Origin of the sequence: Dictyobacter vulcani, assembly GCF_008974265.1 — a bacterium.
Taxonomy (GTDB): Bacteria; Chloroflexota; Ktedonobacteria; order Ktedonobacterales; family Ktedonobacteraceae; genus Dictyobacter; species Dictyobacter vulcani.
In genome coordinates this window covers 132,950-151,484 of sequence record NZ_BKZW01000004.1, presented here as the reverse complement: position 1 = coordinate 151,484, position 18,535 = coordinate 132,950, and the positions used below count along the sequence as shown (strand labels likewise).

Here is an 18,535-nt window from a genome sequence, read left to right as displayed (position 1 = left end):
CAGGTCGCAGCCGTAAAGGCTGCCGCTACGTCAGGCGTGAATGAGATGTTCATCGAGCACGACGGCAGCTACTTTTTGTGGGTTGCGTATGCGTTTTACCCAGCAGCCCAGGCGGGCCGTGATGGTATGCCAGAAGCGTGTGCGGGCGGTCATCTGCACAAATAAGAGCGGCACGCGACTCATGACCAGCAACTGCTTCAACTCAAGTTCATCCAGTAGCACTGCCTTGTGATTGCGTTGAAATAAGAGGAGCGCATCACAATCCATCTCGCCCGCCATCGCCATCATACTCTTGACGACATTGGCACTATAGAGCTCAATGCGCTCAATCGGCACCTGAAGACGCCTGGCCTTATGTTCTACCAGCGCCAGAAAATCCTGGGATTGCTCAATAAAGCCCAGGCGCGGCTGCTCAGTCGTAGTAGCGTCAGGTGATGTATGCAGCCAGGAAATCACAACCAGGATTGCCTGTTCCTGCTGCGCCATCGAGAGGGCAAAATCGATGGCATTGCCATCGATGCCATGTGTAAAGGGAAGCAACAAACGCCTCATCGAGAACGTCCCCTATCTAACAGCTTATCTTGCTATGATAAAAGTTGGTCGCTATCATCAACATAATAACATAGCCCGTGGGCTATATGCATCTATATCTCTTCTATTAGAAACACTTTTAACGATATCTTCATTCCATGCCTCAGGTTACGTCCCTTTTTAAGGGTACGAGATGAATATCGGCGTCCGGAGTCAGACGCAGGATGCGATTGGTGACCGAACCATAGAGCAGCACTTCCAGGCGTGTATGCGCTGGCTGCCCCATCACGATCTGGGTCACATGGCGCTGCTTGACAAGCTCGGCCAGGGTGCCGGCGATATCACTACTACTGCGCCGGATCACTTCCGCGCCCAGATCCTCGGCCAGGAGCGCGTGCTCATCCAGCTGCTTGCGCATCTCTTCCTGCTGCTGGCGGTAGTCACCATCATATTTTAAATAGTCCATACAACGGCGCAAAAAGGCGGGATAGCCAGTCAACTGGATCGAGACCGCGATGATGTTGGCATGCAGGCCGTGGGCCAGTCGCCAGGCATCACGGATAATGGCGCGACTCTGCGGACGATGATCAAAGCCGACCAGCACACATTCATTGGTCGCCCACGGCGACTTGATATCGTGTCCGGTCATATACTGCTGCAGTTGCGACTCGGCTTTATTGGCGGTCTGGCGCAGCGCCAGTTCACGCAGGGCCGTCAGATTGCCTTCGCGAAAGAAATTATTCAGCGCCGGCTCAATGCGTTCCTCGGGATAAATATTGCCATGTTTCATGCGCTGACGCAGAGCATGCGGCGCGATATCGATCAACTCGACCTCATCCGCCTGATCCAGAATGCGATCCGGCAAGGTCTCGCGCACCTCAATGCCGGTAATACTGGCCACCAGATCATTCAGACTCTCCAGATGCTGCACATTCAGCGTGGACACCACATCGATGCCCGCATCCAGGATATCCATCACATCCTGATAGCGCTTGGGATGCTGCGAGCCCACCACATTGGTATGGGCCAGCTCATCAACCAGCGCGATCTGTGGATGACGCGCAATAATAGCCGCGGTATCCATCTCCTTCAACTTCACACCGCGATACTCTACAATCTGCGGCGGAATCACCTCAAGGTTTCCAATCTGGGCCTGCGTCTGTGCGCGCTGATGCGTCTCCACATAGCCAATCACCACATCCGCGCCACGCTCCTTACGACGCTGACCCTCATTCAACATCGCATATGTCTTCCCCACCCCGGCGGCCGCCCCGAGATAGACGCGCAAGCGACCACGCCGAGGACCATCATGATGGAGTTCCCCGCTATCTTGCCGCGCCACATCCTGATCACGCAAATGATAACGCACCAACAAAGCCTCAGGATCCGGTCGCCCATCTGCCTGTACACGTTTTTCCGGAGGTTGACTTGCCATGATTTACCCCATCCCCCGTAGGTTCGACCCTTGCGGTCGATTAACTCCGCCATTGCTACCTTCTCCGTAGCGGTCGGCTTCGTTCTCCGAGAAATCGACCACAAGGGTCGAACCTACGTGTGCATACCGTTTATTTCTTGGCGGCGTCGAGGGCGAGGTTGAGGTCGAGGACGTTGATGTGGTCTTCGCCTAAGATGCCCAGGAAGCGGCCCTGTACATGATCCATAACAATCTTCTTAACATCATTTTGACTCATATTACGCTCCCTGGCAATCCTGGGAACCTGGAAGAGGGCTCCTGCAACCGAGATGTCGGGTCGAGTCCGGAGCCGGAGGCGGTGACCAGATCGACCGGAACAGGGGTGCCTGGATTCTCTTTCTGGAGCTTTTTAACGTTCTGCTGCACATTCTGGATCAGCGTGGCGTTAGTTGGCCCCAGGTTAGAAGCCGCCGAGTTCTGCGCGTTATACGGCTCACTCTTAGTGGAGTCCGTCTCCGAGAGAGTCGCAGACGGACGACCATGAAAGTAGCGCGCCGAAGTCCAGTATTGTCCGATGATGTCGGAACCGATCTGCTTCCCATCCGAGGTCGTATGGATACTACCGTTGGCCTGATACGGGAAGATGACCTGGGCGAGGCCAGTCACGATGCCCGGATAGAGGAAACCAGTGACGATGGTCAGGAGCAGCGTTAAGACGATGGCTGGCCGAATGTTTTTTTGCAGAGTCTTCATGATCTATTCTTCTCCATCCACGCTAAGCCAGATGTAACACGACTAGCAGGAGGTCAATAATTTTAATACCAACAAAAGGAACAATCAGTCCACCCAGTCCATAGACCAGCAGGTTGCGCCGCAGGAGCGGTCCAGCGCCCAATGGACGGTAGGCGACACCACGCAGGGCCAGTGGCACCAGAGCGATGATGATCAGGGCGTTAAAGATAACGGCCGAGAGGATCGCGCTATGTGGTGTGGCCAGATGCATGATGTTGAGCGCTTCCAGTTGTGGGAAGGCCACCATAAACATGGCCGGAATAATGGCAAAGTACTTGGCAACGTCGTTGGCAATACTAAAGGTTGTCAGCGCGCCGCGGGTCATCAAAAGCTGTTTGCCGACTTCAACTACCTCGATCAGTTTGGTCGGATTCGAGTCCAGATCGACCATATTGGCAGCCTCTTTGGCGGCCTGGGTACCGGTGTTCATAGCCACACCGACATCGGCCTGCGCCAGGGCAGGAGCATCATTGGTACCGTCACCGGTCATTGCCACCAGACGACCACCGGCCTGCTGCTCTTTGATCAGGGTCATCTTGGTCTCAGGGTAGCCTGGGCCAGGAAATCATCCACGCCAGCCTCGCGGGCAATCGCCGCCGCGGTCAAAGGATTATCACCCGTGATCATCACGGTACGGATACCCATCTTACGCAGTTGCTCAAAGCGCTCGCGCATACCGCCTTTCACGATATCTTTCAGCTCAATCACACCCAGGACCTTTGCATCCTGGCGATGACCATTCTGACCTTGGACATTGGTCTCAGCCACGACCAGCGGCGTACTACCACTACTGGCAATCGATGTCACCAGTTGCTCCAGTTCCTCATCGACCTCACCACCGGCATCCAGCACATAGGTCTTGACCGAGTCGGCCGCACCCTTACGTACTCTATATAAAGAACCATCGGCGTGACCGTTCAGATCGACACCACTCATGCGCGTCTGGGCCGAGAAAGGTACGAACGTCGCGTTCTCAGTCGTCTCCTCATGCAGTCCATAGCGCTCATTGGCCAGAGCCACAATCGAGCGACCTTCAGGCGTCTCGTCGGCCAGACTGGACAGCAGCGCGGCCCGCGCCAGCGATTGCTCATTGATGCCTCGCAGCGGCACAAAGCGACTGGCCATACGGTTACCTAACGTGATCGTGCCGGTTTTGTCCAGCAGCAGAACATCAACGTCACCGGCGGCCTCTACGGCGCGACCACTCATCGCCAGTACGTTACGCTGCACCATACGGTCCATACCCGCGATACCGATCGCGGAGAGCAGGCCACCAATGGTGGTCGGGATCAAGCAGACCAGCAGGGCCACCAGCGTCGTGATCGAGACAGGATTATTCGAGTAGATCGCGAATGGTTCCAATGTCACAACGGCTAACAGGAAGATAATCGTCAGGCTGGCCAGCAGGATGTTCAGGGCAATCTCGTTCGGTGTCTTCTGGCGCGCCGCACCCTCAACTAGGGCAATCATGCGATCCAGGAAGGTCTCACCAGGATTGGCACTGATCTGTACCACCACCCAGTCCGAGAGTACTCGTGTTCCACCGGTCACGGCACTGCGATCGCCACCGCTCTCACGAATCACCGGGGCAGACTCGCCGGTAATCGCCGACTCATCCACCGAGGCCACACCCTCGATGACATCACCATCGCCAGGAATAACATCCCCGGCCTCAACCAGGACCAGATCACCTTTGCGCAGATCGGGAGCGGCCACCTCCTCGTAGCCGCTGGTGCGATCCCGCTGCTTCAGGCGTTTGGCCGGTGTCGTGGTACGTGTCTTACGCAGCGCATCGGCCTGCGCCTTACCACGGCCCTCAGCCATCGCCTCGGCAAAATTCGCAAAGATCACGGTAAACCAGAGCCAGACCGCCACACCAAACACAAAGAACGCCTCACTGGCAGGACCCGTAATCAGGTAGCGCACAAACTCGACCGTCGTAATCACGCTCCCGATCTCAACCACAAACATCACCGGATTCTTCAACTGCCAGCGCGGATCCAACTTCTTCAGCGAGTCCAGCAGCGCCCGGCGCAGGATAGGTCCATTGAAGATCGAACTGGCACCCTTACGGCGTGTCTTCCAGGACTTTGTCTCTAAGGTATCAGTACTCATCGCGTTAAAATCTCTTTCCTGCCAGCATCAATAAATGTTCAACCACTGGACCCAGCGCATAGGCCGGGAAGTAGGTCAGGGCACCTACAATCAAAATCACACCGATCAGCAAGACAACGAACAGGGTCCGGTCGTCGGGAAGGTTCCAGCGTTGGCTGGTACGACTTTTTTCTTGACCAGTGCACCCGCCAGGGCCATCACTGGCACCACGAAAGCGAAACGCCCAAACAACATCGCCATCGCAAGCGTCCAGTTATAGAACGGCGTATTGGCACTCAAGCCCGCAAAAGCCGAACCATTGTTACCAGTTCCGGATGTATAGGCATACAGTATTTCCGACAGCCCATGCGGCCCATGATTCAGAGTCGAGCTCGTTCCCACTGGCAGGATGGATGCAATCGCGGTAAAGCCCAGGATCAGCGTCGGCAGGATCAGGATGGCCAGCGCCGCCATCTTCATCTCTTTTTGCTCGATCTTCTTGCCCAGGAATTCCGGGGTACGTCCGACCATCAGGCCAGCGATAAAGACGGCCAGCACAGCAAAGATCAACATACCGTAGAGTCCTGAACCCACACCACCAAAGATGATTTCACCCAATGCGATATTCAACATTGGTATCATGCCGCCGATTGGCGTAAAGCTATCAAAGAAACCGTTGACCGCTCCACAGGAGGCATCGGTCGTGATCGTACTAAAGAGCGCCGTCTGCGTGATCCCGAAACGGACCTCTTTTCCTTCCATATTGCCGCCAGCCTGATATTGCGTTATCGCCTGGTTGGCTCCGGCCTGCGTCAGGAAAGGATTGCCCGATTGCTCGGCTGGCATAATCACAAAAACACCAATCAAGAAGAGGATCGCCATCGCGGCAAAGATCACCCAGCCCTGTCTGGTATTGCCGGCCATCTTGCCAAACATATAGGTCAGGGCCGCTGGAATCGCGAAGATCGCCAGCATCTCGATCATATTCGTCAGCACATTCGGATTCTCAAATGGATGCGCCGAGTTGGCGTTGAAGAAACCACCGCCATTGGTACCAAACTCTTTAATAAACTCCTGCGAGGCCACCGGCCCCTGCGCGATTACCTGCTTGACACCTTCCAGCGTCACCACCTGGGTATAGGCATTGAAGTTCTGCACCACACCCTGTGAGACCAGCACCAGCGCACCGATGATCGAGACCGGCAACAGGATATAGAGAATACAGCGCGTCACATCGACCCAGAAGTTACCCAGATGCTGCGCACTACGCCGGGTCAGACCACGTACAAAAGCCACCGCCAGCGCGATACCAGTCGCCGCCGACGCAAAGTTATGGAAAGCCAGGCCAGCCATCTGCGTCAGATACGTCATCGTCTGCTCACCGGTATAAGCCTGCCAGTTAGTATTCGTAGTAAAACTGGCCGCAGTATTGAAAGCCAGTTGTTGTTCAACCGCCCCAAAGCCCTGCGGATTAAACAGGGTCCCATGCCACTGCTGCGTCCGTTCAAACAGATACAGCAAGAGCATACCTGCCAGACTAAACAACAACATCGAAACAGTATAGCCAGTCCACTTCTGCTCCTCCGCGGCATCCACACCCGACAGCCGATAAAACAGCCGCTCAACCGGAGCAAAAACGGGGGTCAACCAGGTCTTCTCACCCGTAAACACCCGGGTCAAATACAAGCCCAGGGGTTTGGTAATCAATAACAGGATTACCAGGTAGATCAGAACCTGAATGACGCTATTTGGCGTAATAGGCATCTCTCTTCCTCGATTTCAAGCTATAAAGCCACATAAAATGAATAATATAGTAATTAGAACTTTTCAGGTGCCAATAAGGCAATTATCAGATACACCAGAATGGCCAGGGTCACAATACCAACCAGCACATACTCAAGTGGCGTATTCATCGTGCGCACCTCCTACAAGCGTTCACAGCCGGCGGTAAAACCAATACACAGCATAAAAAAGGCAATGCTCACCAGAATAATCAAGATATCAAGCATGAAATTTCTCCTTCCCGGCGCACTGCTCACGCCGGGTCGCGGCTTCCGCGGCCAGCCGTAACACAGCATCCATCGGAAACGGTTTAGGCAAGTATGCAAGAGGATGAAACTCAGCCAGGCGCACCGGACTGACCCGCACAGCGGAAAGCACCACCACCGGCAACTTCCCCTGCAAGCCCGCGTCCCGCCAGTAGCATTCCATACCTTCAGCCTGGACAGCACGCAAGACATCCCAGCCCGTCTGGTCTGGTAAATTGATATCCAGCAGGATAAGGTCCAGCGGCTGAGAACGCAGATAACAGAGCGCGCTATAGCCATCAGCCGCACAATAGACCTCATGTCCACGAGCCAGCAGATTACGCTCAACCACGCTGCGCAAAACATCATCGTCCTCAACCAACAGAATTCGTGCTCCAGCCATTCCAGCACCACCCTTCACTAAGTTATCAGGGAATCATCTTTCCTCTCACACAAAAAATATACCGCGTATTAGCTCAATACGCGGTAAAGAGAAAAAAGCTACTCCTCAAAATATACTCAAGAGATTCACAGTGGAAAGCGGCAACACGCTTAAGAAAGTACAACTTAATCGCAAGCATCCTGTCGTACCGGCGGCGCCTTTGAAAGACAATCGTGAACGCCGCTCAATCGCGGCTAACTGCGCTCACACGATTGCAAGGTAGGGCTGGCCGCTGCGATCTGTCGGCGTACGAGCGAGCACCCTGGTTGCATCCGGGACAGCGCCACGCCATACAGAAGGAGTAATACTAAAAAATGCCTATATCTATGAAGAACAGACAGCATGCCTATGGTCTGCACAGAAATGTCTTACGCTCTTAAGTTCTTAAGTTCTTAAGCTGGAGGATACATCGTGGCCAGGTTCGTAGCAAACTCGCATCCTCTCTGAGCACATATGCGTGTTACAAAAAGAGAAAAAAGAAGTTTATTATGTTAAATACATAAATCGCTGATAGCAATTTTTAGCGTTATCAGCTTCATATGAACAGCTCGAATAGAAATAAGCATTGATTGGTAGGTCAGATTCAAGGAAGATGAAAGTATAGATGCAAAACAACAACACACAAGAAAAAGCTCAACCTATTTCCTGGCAAGTAGCGGTAGTGGGTGGAGGCACAATCGGGCTGGGGATAAATTTCCTTTCTACTTTTTTCACCCATTATCATAATCTCTGGCGGCTATTGCTGGGATGCCTCCTTCTCGGTATGGGAATGAGCGTCATTCTCTTACACAATCGCTTACAGTACCAGCGTTTCTGGAAAAATATCGTATGGGCAGTGTTCATTATTACGCTAACTATTTTTATTGGTTATAGCTGGATACTTTACAAGTATGGCGTAATATTTTAGTGCAAGTAATATGGCTTTCAGCAACAGATTTGTCTTAACGATTTATTGGTTCCATGTCTGCTGTCCTCTCTCGTAAAAGTTCTCATGGTTGAAGTGGGACGGCCTGAGCGTCCCACTTCAACCATGAATTGACTGCCGCTTTAGCTTTCTTTGAGAGAGAAGTGCGGATTCTCGATAATGCCGAGCAGGTTGCCGAAGGGGTCGAGGACCGAGCCGATGAGGATTCCGTCGCCGACATCCTCCAGAGATTCATTCTCTTGTGCTCCCTGTTCGATCAGTTGGGTCCATGCTGCATGGGCATCCGGGACTCCCCAATATGCTTTCGGGCCTGTGGTACCTGGTGTGGCATGCGGGACAGGCCCAGTTCAAATCCTCCTACGTTAAAGCCAACATACGCTGGCTGGTCAAAGTAGGGCTGGGTACCAAGCACGGTGCTATACCATGCCTTGGCCTTTTCAATATCGTTTACTCCATAGATGGTTGTTCGCAAGCCTTGAAACATGAGTATTTCCTTTCTCTACTACTCTCTGGCGAGAAATGCTTCTCTTCATGAACAGTATAGGATAGAATGTGGCGTGAATCGGTCCTATTTGAAAGCCAATATGCTGAACACCAGAAGGAAAGGCACTATGTATTCTCCAGTTTCCCGTCTGCTGACCGTGCTCAATCTGTTACAGGCACGTCCGAACATTACTGCCGCAGAATTGGCGGAACGGCTTGAGGTCAACCCGCGTAGCGTCAGACGTTATATGACTATGCTCCAGGACCTGGGCATCCCGGTAGAGGCGGAGCGTGGACGCTATGGAGGCTATCGGCTCCTCCCTGGCTTCAAGTTGCCGCCTTTGATGTGGACAGAAGAGGAAGCCGTGGCGGTGGCACTGGGTTTACGCGCTGCGGAATTGCTGGGACTCGGCACATCTCAGCCCGGAGTGGTGAGTGCGCTGGCGAAAGTGGAGCGTGTGCTTCCTCTGAACATACGGGAGCAGGTCCAGGCGGTGCAGGATATGGTGGCATTGCATCTGGATACCTCTCCTGTACAGGTGATGAATACATGGGTGAGTACCTTGAGCACCGCCGCTTATCGAGGGCAACAAACGTGGATCATCTATCAGGCGAAAGGTAAGGAGCAGACAGAACGCACGCTGGACTGTTATGGGGTGCTCTATTTGCAAAGACACTGGTATGCGATTGGCTACTGTCATCTGCGTCAGGCCATTCGTATGTTCCGGTTGGATCGCATTCTACAGGTTGAGCCACGCGAGGAATATTTTGTACATCCCCACAACTTTGATGTGCTAGCCTATGCCCTGCAAGAGATTGCGGCCATGCCTTCGCGCTGGCTTGGAGAGGTTCTGCTCGAAACCACACTTGAGCAGGTACGTTGGGCTGTTCCTCCAACGTTTGCAACAGTGGAAGAGAGATCTGATGGAATTTTGCTGCGGGCATACGATGATGACCTTGATCACCTGGCACGTTTTTTGGTAAACCTCGGTTGTCCTTGCTTGAGGATACAGCCGCCAGAATTGCTTGAAGCCATGCAGCAACTGGGAAAGAAAATTTCTGCCATGGTAGCACAAGCACAACAAAATCGTAGCGGCAGGTCCCCTTGAAAGACAATCGTGAACGCCGCTCAGTCGCGGCTAGCTCCGCTCACACGATTGCAAGGTAGGGCTTGAGCCTAATACTTTTCACTTAAGCGCTTTTGTGACCATAAAAAACATGGTGGAGAAAAGCAGCAAATCATCCGTCGAGAGGGCGCCACACGCGGAGGCCGGCATGCGGCGTGATGGTGGAGCGAGGGGCTCAACGAGCCTCGCATGCCTGTGGCGCCTACACCGAGACGGATTATGGTTCGCGATCCTCTCCGAGAAGGTACGGGGAGGATCCACGCGCGCTCCCACCACGTTGCTGCGCGAGCAGGCCACGGCACACACGATCCCTGGAGGCGCCACAGCACTGCGCGTCGTGCTCACACGCTGGCCTGTGCAAACGCAGCAGTGCGGCCTCCGCGTGTGGCGCCCTCTCCACGTACACCTGGCTTGCTGGTCACGTCGAACCATCTCTGAACGTCTCGCTACGTGAAAAGTATTGGCCATGAAGGCTAATACTTTTCACTTAAGGGATTGAATGGCTGAAATGATAGCATGACGGTGAAGGAATACCTTCTCAAAGGATTAAGAGAGGTAAAACGTGTAGGTTCGACCCTTTGGGTCGATTCGTGCCTCCACGATACCCTCACCTCCGCAGGATCACGCAAGTGAAAAAGCGGGTGAAGCAAGGCGTGAAGAGGCTTGCTCATGGTCAAGCAAGGATAGTATGCAGGCACGAATCGACCCAAAGGGTCGAACCTACCTGTTTCGCTTTTCTTGATCCTTTGAAGTCACTGGGCCTCTGATCGGCTTAGATGCTTTCGTCAATCTCGTCCAGAAAAAGGCTTACGTGAAAAGTATTAGCCATGAAGGCTGCCGTTACACATGAGGGCCATGCGAGAGGGCTTTGGCCGACGCGATGGCCTGGGTGCGACTCTGGACGCGAGTTTGTTACAGATGTTTGAGACGTGCTTTTGACGGTGCCTTCGCTGAGAATGAGGTTCTGGGCGATATCACGGTTTGAGGCTCCGTTGATGATGAGCTGGAGTACGTCGCGTTCGCGATTGGTCAGCTTTTCGGGTTTGTCTTCGGTTTCGTACAGCGAGATCCGTTTGGGGGTTGCGGTATCGGACACGGAAGGTCTCGTTTGCATAGGTAGGTAGGTGTCTTCCTCCTGCTGCCTGGACCAGTCGTGCGCGCGTTGCTGTAGGGTTGTCAACTGGACAGGCTGGCTGCGCTGGAGTTGCTGATAGAGGACGGTCTTCAAGAGTTGGGGATAACAATAGCTGTACTCTTGTGTGTCCACGCTAATCAGGTTGAGCCGCCGCAACTGCTCAAGCCAGTACTGACTGTCCTCGGCCTGCCGGATGGCATTACAGGCTGCGACCTCTAAACGGGGCAGAACACTGGTCTGCAACATGAATTGTTGCAGTTCAGGGCTTTGTCTGGTCAGGATCTCTTCGCTGATATAGTCTATGATATAGCGATTACTGGCCACCGGCGTATACTGCTGTGGATAGCGCGTCTCGTGCTCTTTACTATAGAGCGCGCAGAGCTGAATGCCGGCGATCCATCCTTCGGTCTGGGACGCGATAGCCGCACTACATTCGGGCGCAACGGTGGTCTGCGCCATATTTTGTAGCAAGCGAGCTGTCTCTTCAGGTGTAAAGCGCAGGCTGCTATGGCATAACTCGGTGAGTGCTCCCTGCACACGTAAACGGGACAATGGAAAGCACGGATGGGTACGGCTGGCAATAATCACATGCAGCCTGGCCGGTAAGCGCTCCAGCAGCAGAGTCAATTGTTTGTGAATTTCGCTGGACTGGATGCGATCATAATTATCAAGGATCAACACACTATCCGTTTCGATCTGCTGGCAGGCATGTAAAAATAACTTGAGGACCTGCACATCTTGTAGATTCTGAATATTCTGTACACTGGACAGTGCATCCGCCAGCTTGTCCGTCTGCGAGATATTGAGGGCCGTGAGCAGTTGCAGCCAGAATTCGCGCGGCTCATTATCCTGATCATCCAGTGAGACCCAGGCGATGGGCCAGTCTGGTGCCAGCTTGCTTGTACACCAGCTACTGAGTAAGCTGGTCTTACCCCAACCCGCCGCAGCCGAGAGCAAGACCAGCTTGCCCTTTACACCCTCGGTAATCCGTTTAAGGAGCCGGGGACGCTCAATCGACGCAATCGCGGAACTGGGAACCGTAAATTTCTCATTCAGGATCGATTGAAGTTGCGCCGATAACGGGGCTGTACGCCGTTTGTGCGCTAGCTGATTAACCTCTTTATGCGCCAGGATGGCAGCCGCGTGCTCCAACCGGGCAGGCGTCATCTCTTCAGGACGCCCCAGATACGTCTTCAAAACCTGACCGGACCGCTTGCGATACGCATACCAATACCACCCACGCCGCTGCCGCTCCTGGCGAGCAGTAAAAGTTCCGCCAGCATGCTTAAATGAAAAGGATGGATGTAGCCCACCGGCCAACCAGGCATACCAATCAGGTGAGCCAACATAAACCGTTTTTGTGGCGCTACTCATTTGATCCGGTATGTATAAATATTCGTCAACGACGACTGGAATATGTTTACGAAGCATGGACATCATCCTCTCCTCTTTCTCCATCGAAATGAAAAGTGCGTGTCCCATAAATGTACCCTATTGAAGCCCATCTCTACATCCGCGAAAAAAACGTATTTCTTGCCCCCCATAGCGCCATTCCAATCCCGTATGCGCAAGATGGCGTACGCATAATGGCGGAGACAACATTAAACGCCCATGGCCTCGATCCTTTGACATAATGGTGAAATCATCTACGCCAATAAAACTCGCCCTCACCTCAAATGCTCAAAAAAAACGATCATGTAGGTTCGACCCTCGAGGTCGATTGTCTCCCCCCATATCGATCGCCTTTGGGGCGAGGGTCGAACCTACGTGATCGCGTTGGGGCCTCAGGCGAGGTAAGGGCTCTTCCAATCGACCTCGAGGGTCGAACCTACGTGATCTCGTTGGGGCCTCAGGCGAGGTGGTGTTCGAGGGCGTAGCGGGTGGCGGCGCTGCGGGTGGCGACGCCGAGTTTGGCGTAGATGGTGCTGAGGTGCGTCTGGACGGTACGGGGACTAATCACGAGCTGGTCGGCGATCTGGATGTTGGTCAGGCCGCTGGCGAGCAACTGCAGGACTTCTTTTTCACGGCCGGTCAGTCCATTTTGTGCGCTGGTTTCTGATGTGGGTTGTTTGACTAATTGTGGCTCCAGGGTGAGCGTCGAGTCAACAGGCGAGCTGACTTCGGGGCTGGCTTGTAATGAACTCAGAACTTCTTCCAGGCTCATGATTTCACCATTGTTCCATTCGGTGCTAAAGCGTTCCGGACCAAGTTGTTTCCGGACATGGGTGAGCGATTGCTGGTAGAGGGTCTGCTCGATCGGTGGCATGGGCGCACTAATGGTGGCCCGCATAACGGTCGCGGTCCCCAGAGTCTGGCGGCTTGCTCTGGTTGGCCTTGCATTACGCTCACCTCTCCCAGGCGTTCAAGGCAGGAGGGAATAAACCAGCGATCACCGACGTGCAGACATAACGCCAGGCTCTCTTCAACCAGGATGCGGGCCATGGTGCTATTCTTTTGCTGTAGTGCCAGTAGTCCCAGGTCGGCCAGTAGATAGGCACGCGTCGATCCAATGCGCATCTCGCGATTAGTATGCAGACTTTCGTTGAAGTGATTCTGGGCCGTGGTGTAATCTCCGGTATAGAGGCTCAGCAGGCCATGGATGTGCAGGGACTGAGCAATATAGCGTGGATCACCACTGTCTTGCGCGGCCTGCATACTCTCTTCAATCAATGCACGGGAACGGGCAATATCACCCTGATTCAACAGGATTAAGCCGAGCTGGGCCAGGCGTGAGGCCAGATGCCAATGATCGTCGATCTCACGCGTGATCAACAAACATTCCTCCAACTGGGCACGCGCACGGGCATAGTTACCCTGATGGGCCTCCACCTGTCCCTGCATATTGTAGACCGCCGCCGTCATGACGCGATTGCCCAGATGCTGGAAGAGATCCAGGCTTTCGGCCAGGGATTTACGCGCATCGTTAAAGTTACCTAGCGAGAATTCAATACAGCCAAGGGCAAACAATTTGCTGGCAATGCCCTCATCGTTACCGGTTTCTTTAAAGATCGCAAAGCTTTCGCTCAGGATCTGGCTGATTGGTGTATGTTCGGTGAACTGGAATTGCGGGAAGTCGCCGCTACTGCCAGGCCGGGCCATATTGCGCTGATGGCCCAGTTCGCGGATCACGATGCGAAATTCCTCTAATAAAGAATGGGCAATACTATAATCACCCTGATAGAGCGTGACAATGGCCAGCGGCAAGAGCGCAAAGGCCATACCGACACGATCACCAATCTCTCGATGCAGGACCAGGCATTCCCTTAGATGCTGATTTGCCTGTGGATAATCGCCAAGGTGCGCGGCAATCTGGCCCAGGCTCTCCAGACAATAGGCAATGCTACGCGTATCTTCCAGACGCCGGCAGATGGCCAGGCGTTCCTCGAACGTGATCCGGGCCTCGCTCAAGAAACCAAAGGCAAAGGACTCCTGGGCCAGCGACTCCAACGCGTCGGCGATGCCATAGTCGTCCTGATACTGCGTGGCCAGACTCAGGCTGCGCTGGAAAAAACTCATGTGCCTCCACAGGCGCATTGCGCGCATAGGCCGTTCCCAGTTTATTCAGGGCCGCAGCCACGCCCGCCTGATCCTCAATTTTCTCATACAACGTCAGACACTGCTGCCACAGTTCGATACTGCGCTCATAGTGTTCCTGGCTATATGCCAGCGTCGCGGTAGCAAAACAGGCTTTGGCCTGTAATGCAGGCTCCACCTCGGTACTATGGAGCAGGGCCTTTTCCGCCCATTGATAGCCTTCCTGCTGACGATTACGGACCAGCCAGAAACGCCAGAGCGCGCCACAGAGGCGAAGCGCCGCCTCATGGCCCGCGCTATTCTGCTGAGTACTAAACCAGTGTAAAGCAGCGCGCAGGTTATCATTTTCCCGTTCCAGTCGCCGCAACCACTGCGCCTGTCGCACCTGACGCAGCTCTGGCTCAGCCTGTTCAGCCAGTTGCAGATAGTGGCGCGCATGCGCCTGAGCCGCCTTATCTTTCTCGCCAGCAGCCAACAGGCAAGCCTGACCATACTCCTGAATCGTCTCCAGCATCCGCAACCGAATCTCACCGTCCGACTGTTCGCGCTGCTGCAGAAAGCTTTTATCGATCAGCGAAGCAATAATATCCAGGATCGGGACTTCCTGGTCCTCGTGCTCCCCTTGCAGAACCAGACAAAAAGCTTCAGCAGACGACAGGGTACAGCCGCGTACAAAGATCGAGAGATAACGAAAAATCTTTTGTTCATCCGGATTTAAGAGCTCATAACTCCAGTCCAGCGTATCGCGCAAGGTCTGCTGACGCCTGGGAAGATCGCGCGCGCCACTGGTAAGCACCAGCAGCCGTTGCTCTAAACGCGACAGTAGCATGGTGGGAGAAAGATGCTTGATGCGTGCAGCCGCCAGTTCCAGGGCCAGCGGCAAACCATCCAGACAGGTACAGATTTCAGCGATGACAGCGGCATTTTCATGCGTAAGCTGAAAATCACTCTTAACGGCAGCAGCACGTTGTACAAACAACAGCATGGCAGGATACGCGGAGAAATCCCCATTAACAGGAAGCTGTTGCAGATTCGGCAATGTCAGACATGGCACCACGAATTCATGCTCACCACGTAGATGCAGTACTTCACGGCTCGTCACCATGATTTTGAGCTGTGGACAGAGCGCCAGCAGTTCCGCCAACCGGGGAGCGGCTGCCATGATCTGTTCAAAATTGTCAAGTACCAGCAGCGTATGCTTGGAGTGTAGATAGGCCGCGATACGCTCAAGTAAGGAATCATCGTTCGTCTCCACCAGGCCAAGTTTCTGCGCCACCGCCGGCAATACCAGCGCAGGATCGGAGATGAGTCCTAATGGGACATAGAAGACGCCACCCGGAAAACTATCCTTGAGCACACGCATCACTTCTATGGTCAGACGCGTTTTCCCTACCCCACCGGGACCCGCAATCGTCAGCAAACGCACATCTACACGTTGCAGCAAAGCACAAATAGATTCCGTCTCCTTTTCACGACCAATCAACGGCGTGGGCGCCATGGGCAGGCTATGACTATAAGGAACGGGCAATGCTGCAGTTGGTGTGCACTGCTGCTCTTCCGCGTTCTGGGCCAGTTGGATCGCGATAGTCTGTAGACGCTCAAGGGAGAGCAGATGGGCCTTGCCGATATAGGCATGCAGCAACTTACCTTTGCGCTTACTATAGGCTTTCCAGTATTCCCCACCACGTTTATTGCCCGCCTGTTCTTTCCGGGCGGTAAAAGAGCCCGAGGGACAGGTGAAGCTAAAGGTTGTGGCATGCGCCAGCCAGTCATACCAGTCGGGGCTGCCTACGAGCACACAGCAGGGCTGCTCTTGTTCTTGATAATAAAGTGTGTCGTTCCGTACAGTGGGTGTTGAGCGTGTCATTGCTTCTCATTCTGGAACTAAATAGAGAACTGCCTCAAAAGTCACACCAAACCGTCGTTGGCTTGTCGTTACCTGTTCGGTAACTTTCAATGCTTGCTCCGCATCTGACTTAATCAGATTTGTTGGTACGCAATAGAAACCAAAAAAGTTTCCAGGTGATTATAACTCGCCACAGAAAATTACTGCTCATCGCCATTAAAAAGTTACATAGCTATAGTATACAATAGATCATTTTCTATGACTATATTTCAGCTTTTGATTTTGGGATAAATGCTCTCCCGCCTGCGGCGGGAGGGGGGAGGGGGGAATGACGGGGGACACCCCCGCGCCCCCGGCAGGTGGGGCTTAGCGCCCCTCCTGCACCTCCCCGCTTATACCCGTGCAGGTCCCTGGTGGGAGCATCGCTGGGAATGCCTGGGCCGTCATGGTGGGGAGGTGCAGGAGGGGCGTCGAGCCCCTTCTGCCGGGGTGCGGGGTGTCCCCGCTATTCTTCCCTTTCCGCCGAAGGTGGGAGCATCGCTGGGAATGCCTGGATTGTCATGGGGGTGGTGCAGGAGGGGCGTCGAGCCCCTTCTGCCGGGGTGCGGGGTGTCCCCGCTATTCTTCCCTTTCCGCCGAAGGTGGGAGCATCGCTGGGAATGCCTGGATTGTCATGGGGGTGGTGCAGGAGGGGCGTCGAGCCCCTTCTGCCGGGGTGCGGGGTGTCCCCGCTATTCTCTCCCCTCCCCCTCCCGCCGCAGGCGGGAATCAAGATGTGCTATTTCGGGGTGTTAGGTAACCGGATTGGGGGCGGTGAGGATAGAAAGTGGTAGAAAAAATAAGCCGCAAAATACTACTTTCGTTATCTTTGTTTTATGCCTGCACCCTTTACACTTGCTTTATGAAACCGTTTCCGAAACCGCTAACAGTAACGGGTCCGGAACATTTCCGTTCAGGTCGCTGATGTGCGAAGAACATTGTATGCATTCTGTTATGTGTCAAAGAAGGATCTAGATGACAACGGGTAAGATCACCATTCAAGATATTGCGCAACTGGCAGGTGTGAGCAAGACAACTGTGTCTCGCGTGCTCAACCAGCGGCCGGATGTGAATCCGGAAACACGTGAGCGTATCTTACAAATTATGGATCAGCAGGGCTTTTTTCCAAGCCTTGCGGCCTCTGGACTGGCCGGTGGCCGTAGCCGCTTGATCGGCGCGCTGGTCTCTGTCATTCATTGGCCGCTTATCCCTGAAATTATGAGGGGCATAGCGGAAGTGATTGATCAGAGTCCATATGAGTTGGTGCTCTACAGTGTGAATGCTGGCAATGATCAGAAAGACTATAGCGATGTTATTGAGCGCATTCTAGCGACGAAGCTGACAGCCGGGATACTGGCAATTTATCCTGGTCAATCTGCTGCACATCTGGCGGAACTCTGCCGCGAGGGGTTCCCATTGGTGATGTTCGATGATCAGATCAATCCACCAGAAGATATTTCCTGGGTTGGCGCTGATCAAAAGGCCGGTGCTTATGCGGCAACACGACATTTGCTGCAACAGGGGCACCGACGCATTGCTCATATCCAGGGACCACTCCAATTTCAGGTATCACTGGATCGCTATCAGGGATACTGCGATGCACTGGCCGAGGCAGGCATTGAAGTGGAGCCGGAACTGGTGTTACAGGGTGATTTTATGCCAACAGGCGGAAAGGAGTGCACGACTCAACTGTTGCAGGCGCTGGAAAAGCGACCCACCGCGATCTTTGCGGCGAGTGACTTGATGGCTTATGGTGTGCTATCAACCATAACCGAGTACGGCTTACGTGTTCCTGAGGATATTGCCGTGATTGGCTATGATGATATTCCTTTTTCAAGGCATGCACAGCCGGCACTGACAACGGTGCGGCAACCCTTGCATGAGATGGGGAAGCGCTCGATCGAATTGTTGTTACAGATGATTGATCCACCTGAAATCAAGGTCCGACCCTGGAATCATAAGTCGGCTTTGCGCTTGCAGGATGCGATGGCAGCACCTGTTCTGCCAGCATCACCGGTACACATCAAGTTGTCAACCAGTCTGGTCGTCCGTGCTTCATGCGGTGCGACACAGCATAGCTTGTGAAATTGCACTTCTCCTTCATTTATTGGCGCTTAGAATAAGTATTTATCAATCAGTGGAGATT

General features: G+C 53.8%; 13 protein-coding genes and 3 pseudogenes. 4 read left to right on the top strand and 12 right to left on the bottom strand.

What is annotated here, in order from left to right; all coding sequences use genetic code 11:
* Nucleotides 1-30: 30 nt before the first annotated feature.
* From KDW_RS27965 to KDW_RS27935, 7 genes and pseudogenes are all read right to left on the bottom strand, one after another.
* Nucleotides 31-552, bottom strand: a complete 522-nt coding sequence (locus KDW_RS27965) for a putative universal stress family protein (protein WP_151759211.1) — start codon at nucleotides 550-552, stop codon at nucleotides 31-33.
* Nucleotides 553-694: 142 nt separating this feature from the next.
* The gene (locus KDW_RS27960; protein WP_151759210.1) at nucleotides 695-1,966 is read right to left on the bottom strand and encodes a universal stress protein; all 1,272 of its coding nucleotides are present in this window, start codon (nucleotides 1,964-1,966) and stop codon (nucleotides 695-697) included.
* 130 nt (nucleotides 1,967-2,096) lie between these two features.
* Nucleotides 2,097-2,689: pseudogene (gene kdpC / locus KDW_RS27955) on the bottom strand (potassium-transporting ATPase subunit KdpC).
* A gap of 31 nt (nucleotides 2,690-2,720) precedes the next feature.
* A pseudogene (kdpB, locus tag KDW_RS27950) lies at nucleotides 2,721-4,852 on the bottom strand (potassium-transporting ATPase subunit KdpB).
* Nucleotides 4,853-4,856: 4 nt separating this feature from the next.
* A pseudogene (kdpA, locus tag KDW_RS27945) lies at nucleotides 4,857-6,595 on the bottom strand (potassium-transporting ATPase subunit KdpA).
* A 53-nt stretch (nucleotides 6,596-6,648) separates the two neighbouring features.
* Nucleotides 6,649-6,744 carry a potassium-transporting ATPase subunit F gene (locus KDW_RS27940; protein ID WP_151759209.1) on the bottom strand — a complete coding sequence of 32 codons (96 nt, stop codon included), beginning with the start codon at nucleotides 6,742-6,744 and terminating at the stop codon, nucleotides 6,649-6,651.
* Nucleotides 6,745-6,832: 88 nt separating this feature from the next.
* Nucleotides 6,833-7,261, bottom strand: a complete 429-nt coding sequence (locus KDW_RS27935; protein WP_151759208.1) for a response regulator — start codon at nucleotides 7,259-7,261, stop codon at nucleotides 6,833-6,835.
* A gap of 643 nt (nucleotides 7,262-7,904) precedes the next feature.
* Here KDW_RS27935 and KDW_RS27930 point away from each other — a divergent pair.
* Nucleotides 7,905-8,207 (top strand): hypothetical protein, encoded by a 303-nt coding sequence (locus KDW_RS27930; RefSeq protein WP_151759207.1) that lies wholly within the window; start codon nucleotides 7,905-7,907, stop codon nucleotides 8,205-8,207.
* A gap of 274 nt (nucleotides 8,208-8,481) precedes the next feature.
* Here the strand turns inward: KDW_RS27930 and KDW_RS33270 are convergent, their stop codons facing one another.
* A complete protein-coding gene (locus tag KDW_RS33270) occupies nucleotides 8,482-8,709 on the bottom strand; it encodes a VOC family protein (protein ID WP_198925616.1) in 228 nt (75 codons plus the stop codon).
* Nucleotides 8,710-8,836: 127 nt separating this feature from the next.
* Between KDW_RS33270 and KDW_RS27920 the strand changes: the two genes are divergently transcribed.
* Together KDW_RS27920 and KDW_RS27915 are read left to right on the top strand one after the other, a co-directional pair.
* Complete coding sequence (locus tag KDW_RS27920; protein WP_162005680.1) at nucleotides 8,837-9,817, top strand: helix-turn-helix transcriptional regulator; 981 nt, start codon at nucleotides 8,837-8,839, stop codon at nucleotides 9,815-9,817.
* A gap of 166 nt (nucleotides 9,818-9,983) precedes the next feature.
* Nucleotides 9,984-10,289: a hypothetical protein gene (locus KDW_RS27915; RefSeq protein WP_151759205.1), complete on the top strand. Its 306-nt coding sequence runs from the start codon at nucleotides 9,984-9,986 to the stop codon at nucleotides 10,287-10,289.
* A 318-nt stretch (nucleotides 10,290-10,607) separates the two neighbouring features.
* Here the strand turns inward: KDW_RS27915 and KDW_RS33265 are convergent, their stop codons facing one another.
* The 4 genes from KDW_RS33265 to KDW_RS27895 all read right to left on the bottom strand — a co-directional run bounded on the left by KDW_RS33265 (nucleotide 10,608) and on the right by KDW_RS27895 (nucleotide 16,371).
* Nucleotides 10,608-12,401, bottom strand: a complete 1,794-nt coding sequence (locus KDW_RS33265) for a helix-turn-helix transcriptional regulator (protein WP_162005679.1) — start codon at nucleotides 12,399-12,401, stop codon at nucleotides 10,608-10,610.
* A gap of 418 nt (nucleotides 12,402-12,819) precedes the next feature.
* The gene (locus KDW_RS27905; RefSeq protein ID WP_162005678.1) at nucleotides 12,820-13,134 is read right to left on the bottom strand and encodes a response regulator transcription factor; all 315 of its coding nucleotides are present in this window, start codon (nucleotides 13,132-13,134) and stop codon (nucleotides 12,820-12,822) included.
* Nucleotides 13,131-14,378, bottom strand: coding sequence for a tetratricopeptide repeat protein (locus KDW_RS34405; RefSeq protein ID WP_371876289.1), 1,248 nt, complete (start codon nucleotides 14,376-14,378; stop codon nucleotides 13,131-13,133). Before KDW_RS34405 ends, KDW_RS27905 begins: the two co-directional genes overlap by 4 nt.
* Nucleotides 14,311-16,371 carry an ATP-binding protein gene (locus KDW_RS27895; RefSeq protein ID WP_151759201.1) on the bottom strand — a complete coding sequence of 687 codons (2,061 nt, stop codon included), beginning with the start codon at nucleotides 16,369-16,371 and terminating at the stop codon, nucleotides 14,311-14,313. The genes KDW_RS34405 and KDW_RS27895 overlap by 68 nt, the downstream gene beginning before the upstream one ends.
* 993 nt (nucleotides 16,372-17,364) lie before the next feature.
* Here KDW_RS27895 and KDW_RS27890 point away from each other — a divergent pair.
* Nucleotides 17,365-18,474 (top strand): LacI family DNA-binding transcriptional regulator, encoded by a 1,110-nt coding sequence (locus KDW_RS27890; RefSeq protein WP_151759200.1) that lies wholly within the window; start codon nucleotides 17,365-17,367, stop codon nucleotides 18,472-18,474.
* The last annotated feature ends 61 nt before the right edge of the window (nucleotides 18,475-18,535 follow it).

What these genes read in the sequence shown, in the direction of transcription:
- KDW_RS33265 (WP_162005679.1), bottom strand. Translation starts at nt 12,401, where the DNA reads ATGCTTCGTAAACATATTCCAGTCGTCGTTGACGAATATTTATACATA.
- KDW_RS27935 (WP_151759208.1), bottom strand. Translation starts at nt 7,261, where the DNA reads ATGGCTGGAGCACGAATTCTGTTGGTTGAGGACGATGATGTTTTGCGC.
- KDW_RS27890 (WP_151759200.1), top strand. Translation starts at nt 17,365, where the DNA reads ATGACAACGGGTAAGATCACCATTCAAGATATTGCGCAACTGGCAGGT.
- KDW_RS33270 (WP_198925616.1), bottom strand. Translation starts at nt 8,709, where the DNA reads ATGTTTCAAGGCTTGCGAACAACCATCTATGGAGTAAACGATATTGAA.
- KDW_RS27895 (WP_151759201.1), bottom strand. Translation starts at nt 16,371, where the DNA reads ATGACACGCTCAACACCCACTGTACGGAACGACACACTTTATTATCAA.
- KDW_RS27930 (WP_151759207.1), top strand. Translation starts at nt 7,905, where the DNA reads ATGCAAAACAACAACACACAAGAAAAAGCTCAACCTATTTCCTGGCAA.
- KDW_RS27915 (WP_151759205.1), top strand. Translation starts at nt 9,984, where the DNA reads ATGCGGCGTGATGGTGGAGCGAGGGGCTCAACGAGCCTCGCATGCCTG.
- KDW_RS27905 (WP_162005678.1), bottom strand. Translation starts at nt 13,134, where the DNA reads ATGAGCCTGGAAGAAGTTCTGAGTTCATTACAAGCCAGCCCCGAAGTC.
- KDW_RS27940 (WP_151759209.1), bottom strand. Translation starts at nt 6,744, where the DNA reads ATGAATACGCCACTTGAGTATGTGCTGGTTGGTATTGTGACCCTGGCC.
- KDW_RS27920 (WP_162005680.1), top strand. Translation starts at nt 8,837, where the DNA reads ATGTATTCTCCAGTTTCCCGTCTGCTGACCGTGCTCAATCTGTTACAG.
- KDW_RS27960 (WP_151759210.1), bottom strand. Translation starts at nt 1,966, where the DNA reads ATGGCAAGTCAACCTCCGGAAAAACGTGTACAGGCAGATGGGCGACCG.
- KDW_RS27965 (WP_151759211.1), bottom strand. Translation starts at nt 552, where the DNA reads ATGAGGCGTTTGTTGCTTCCCTTTACACATGGCATCGATGGCAATGCC.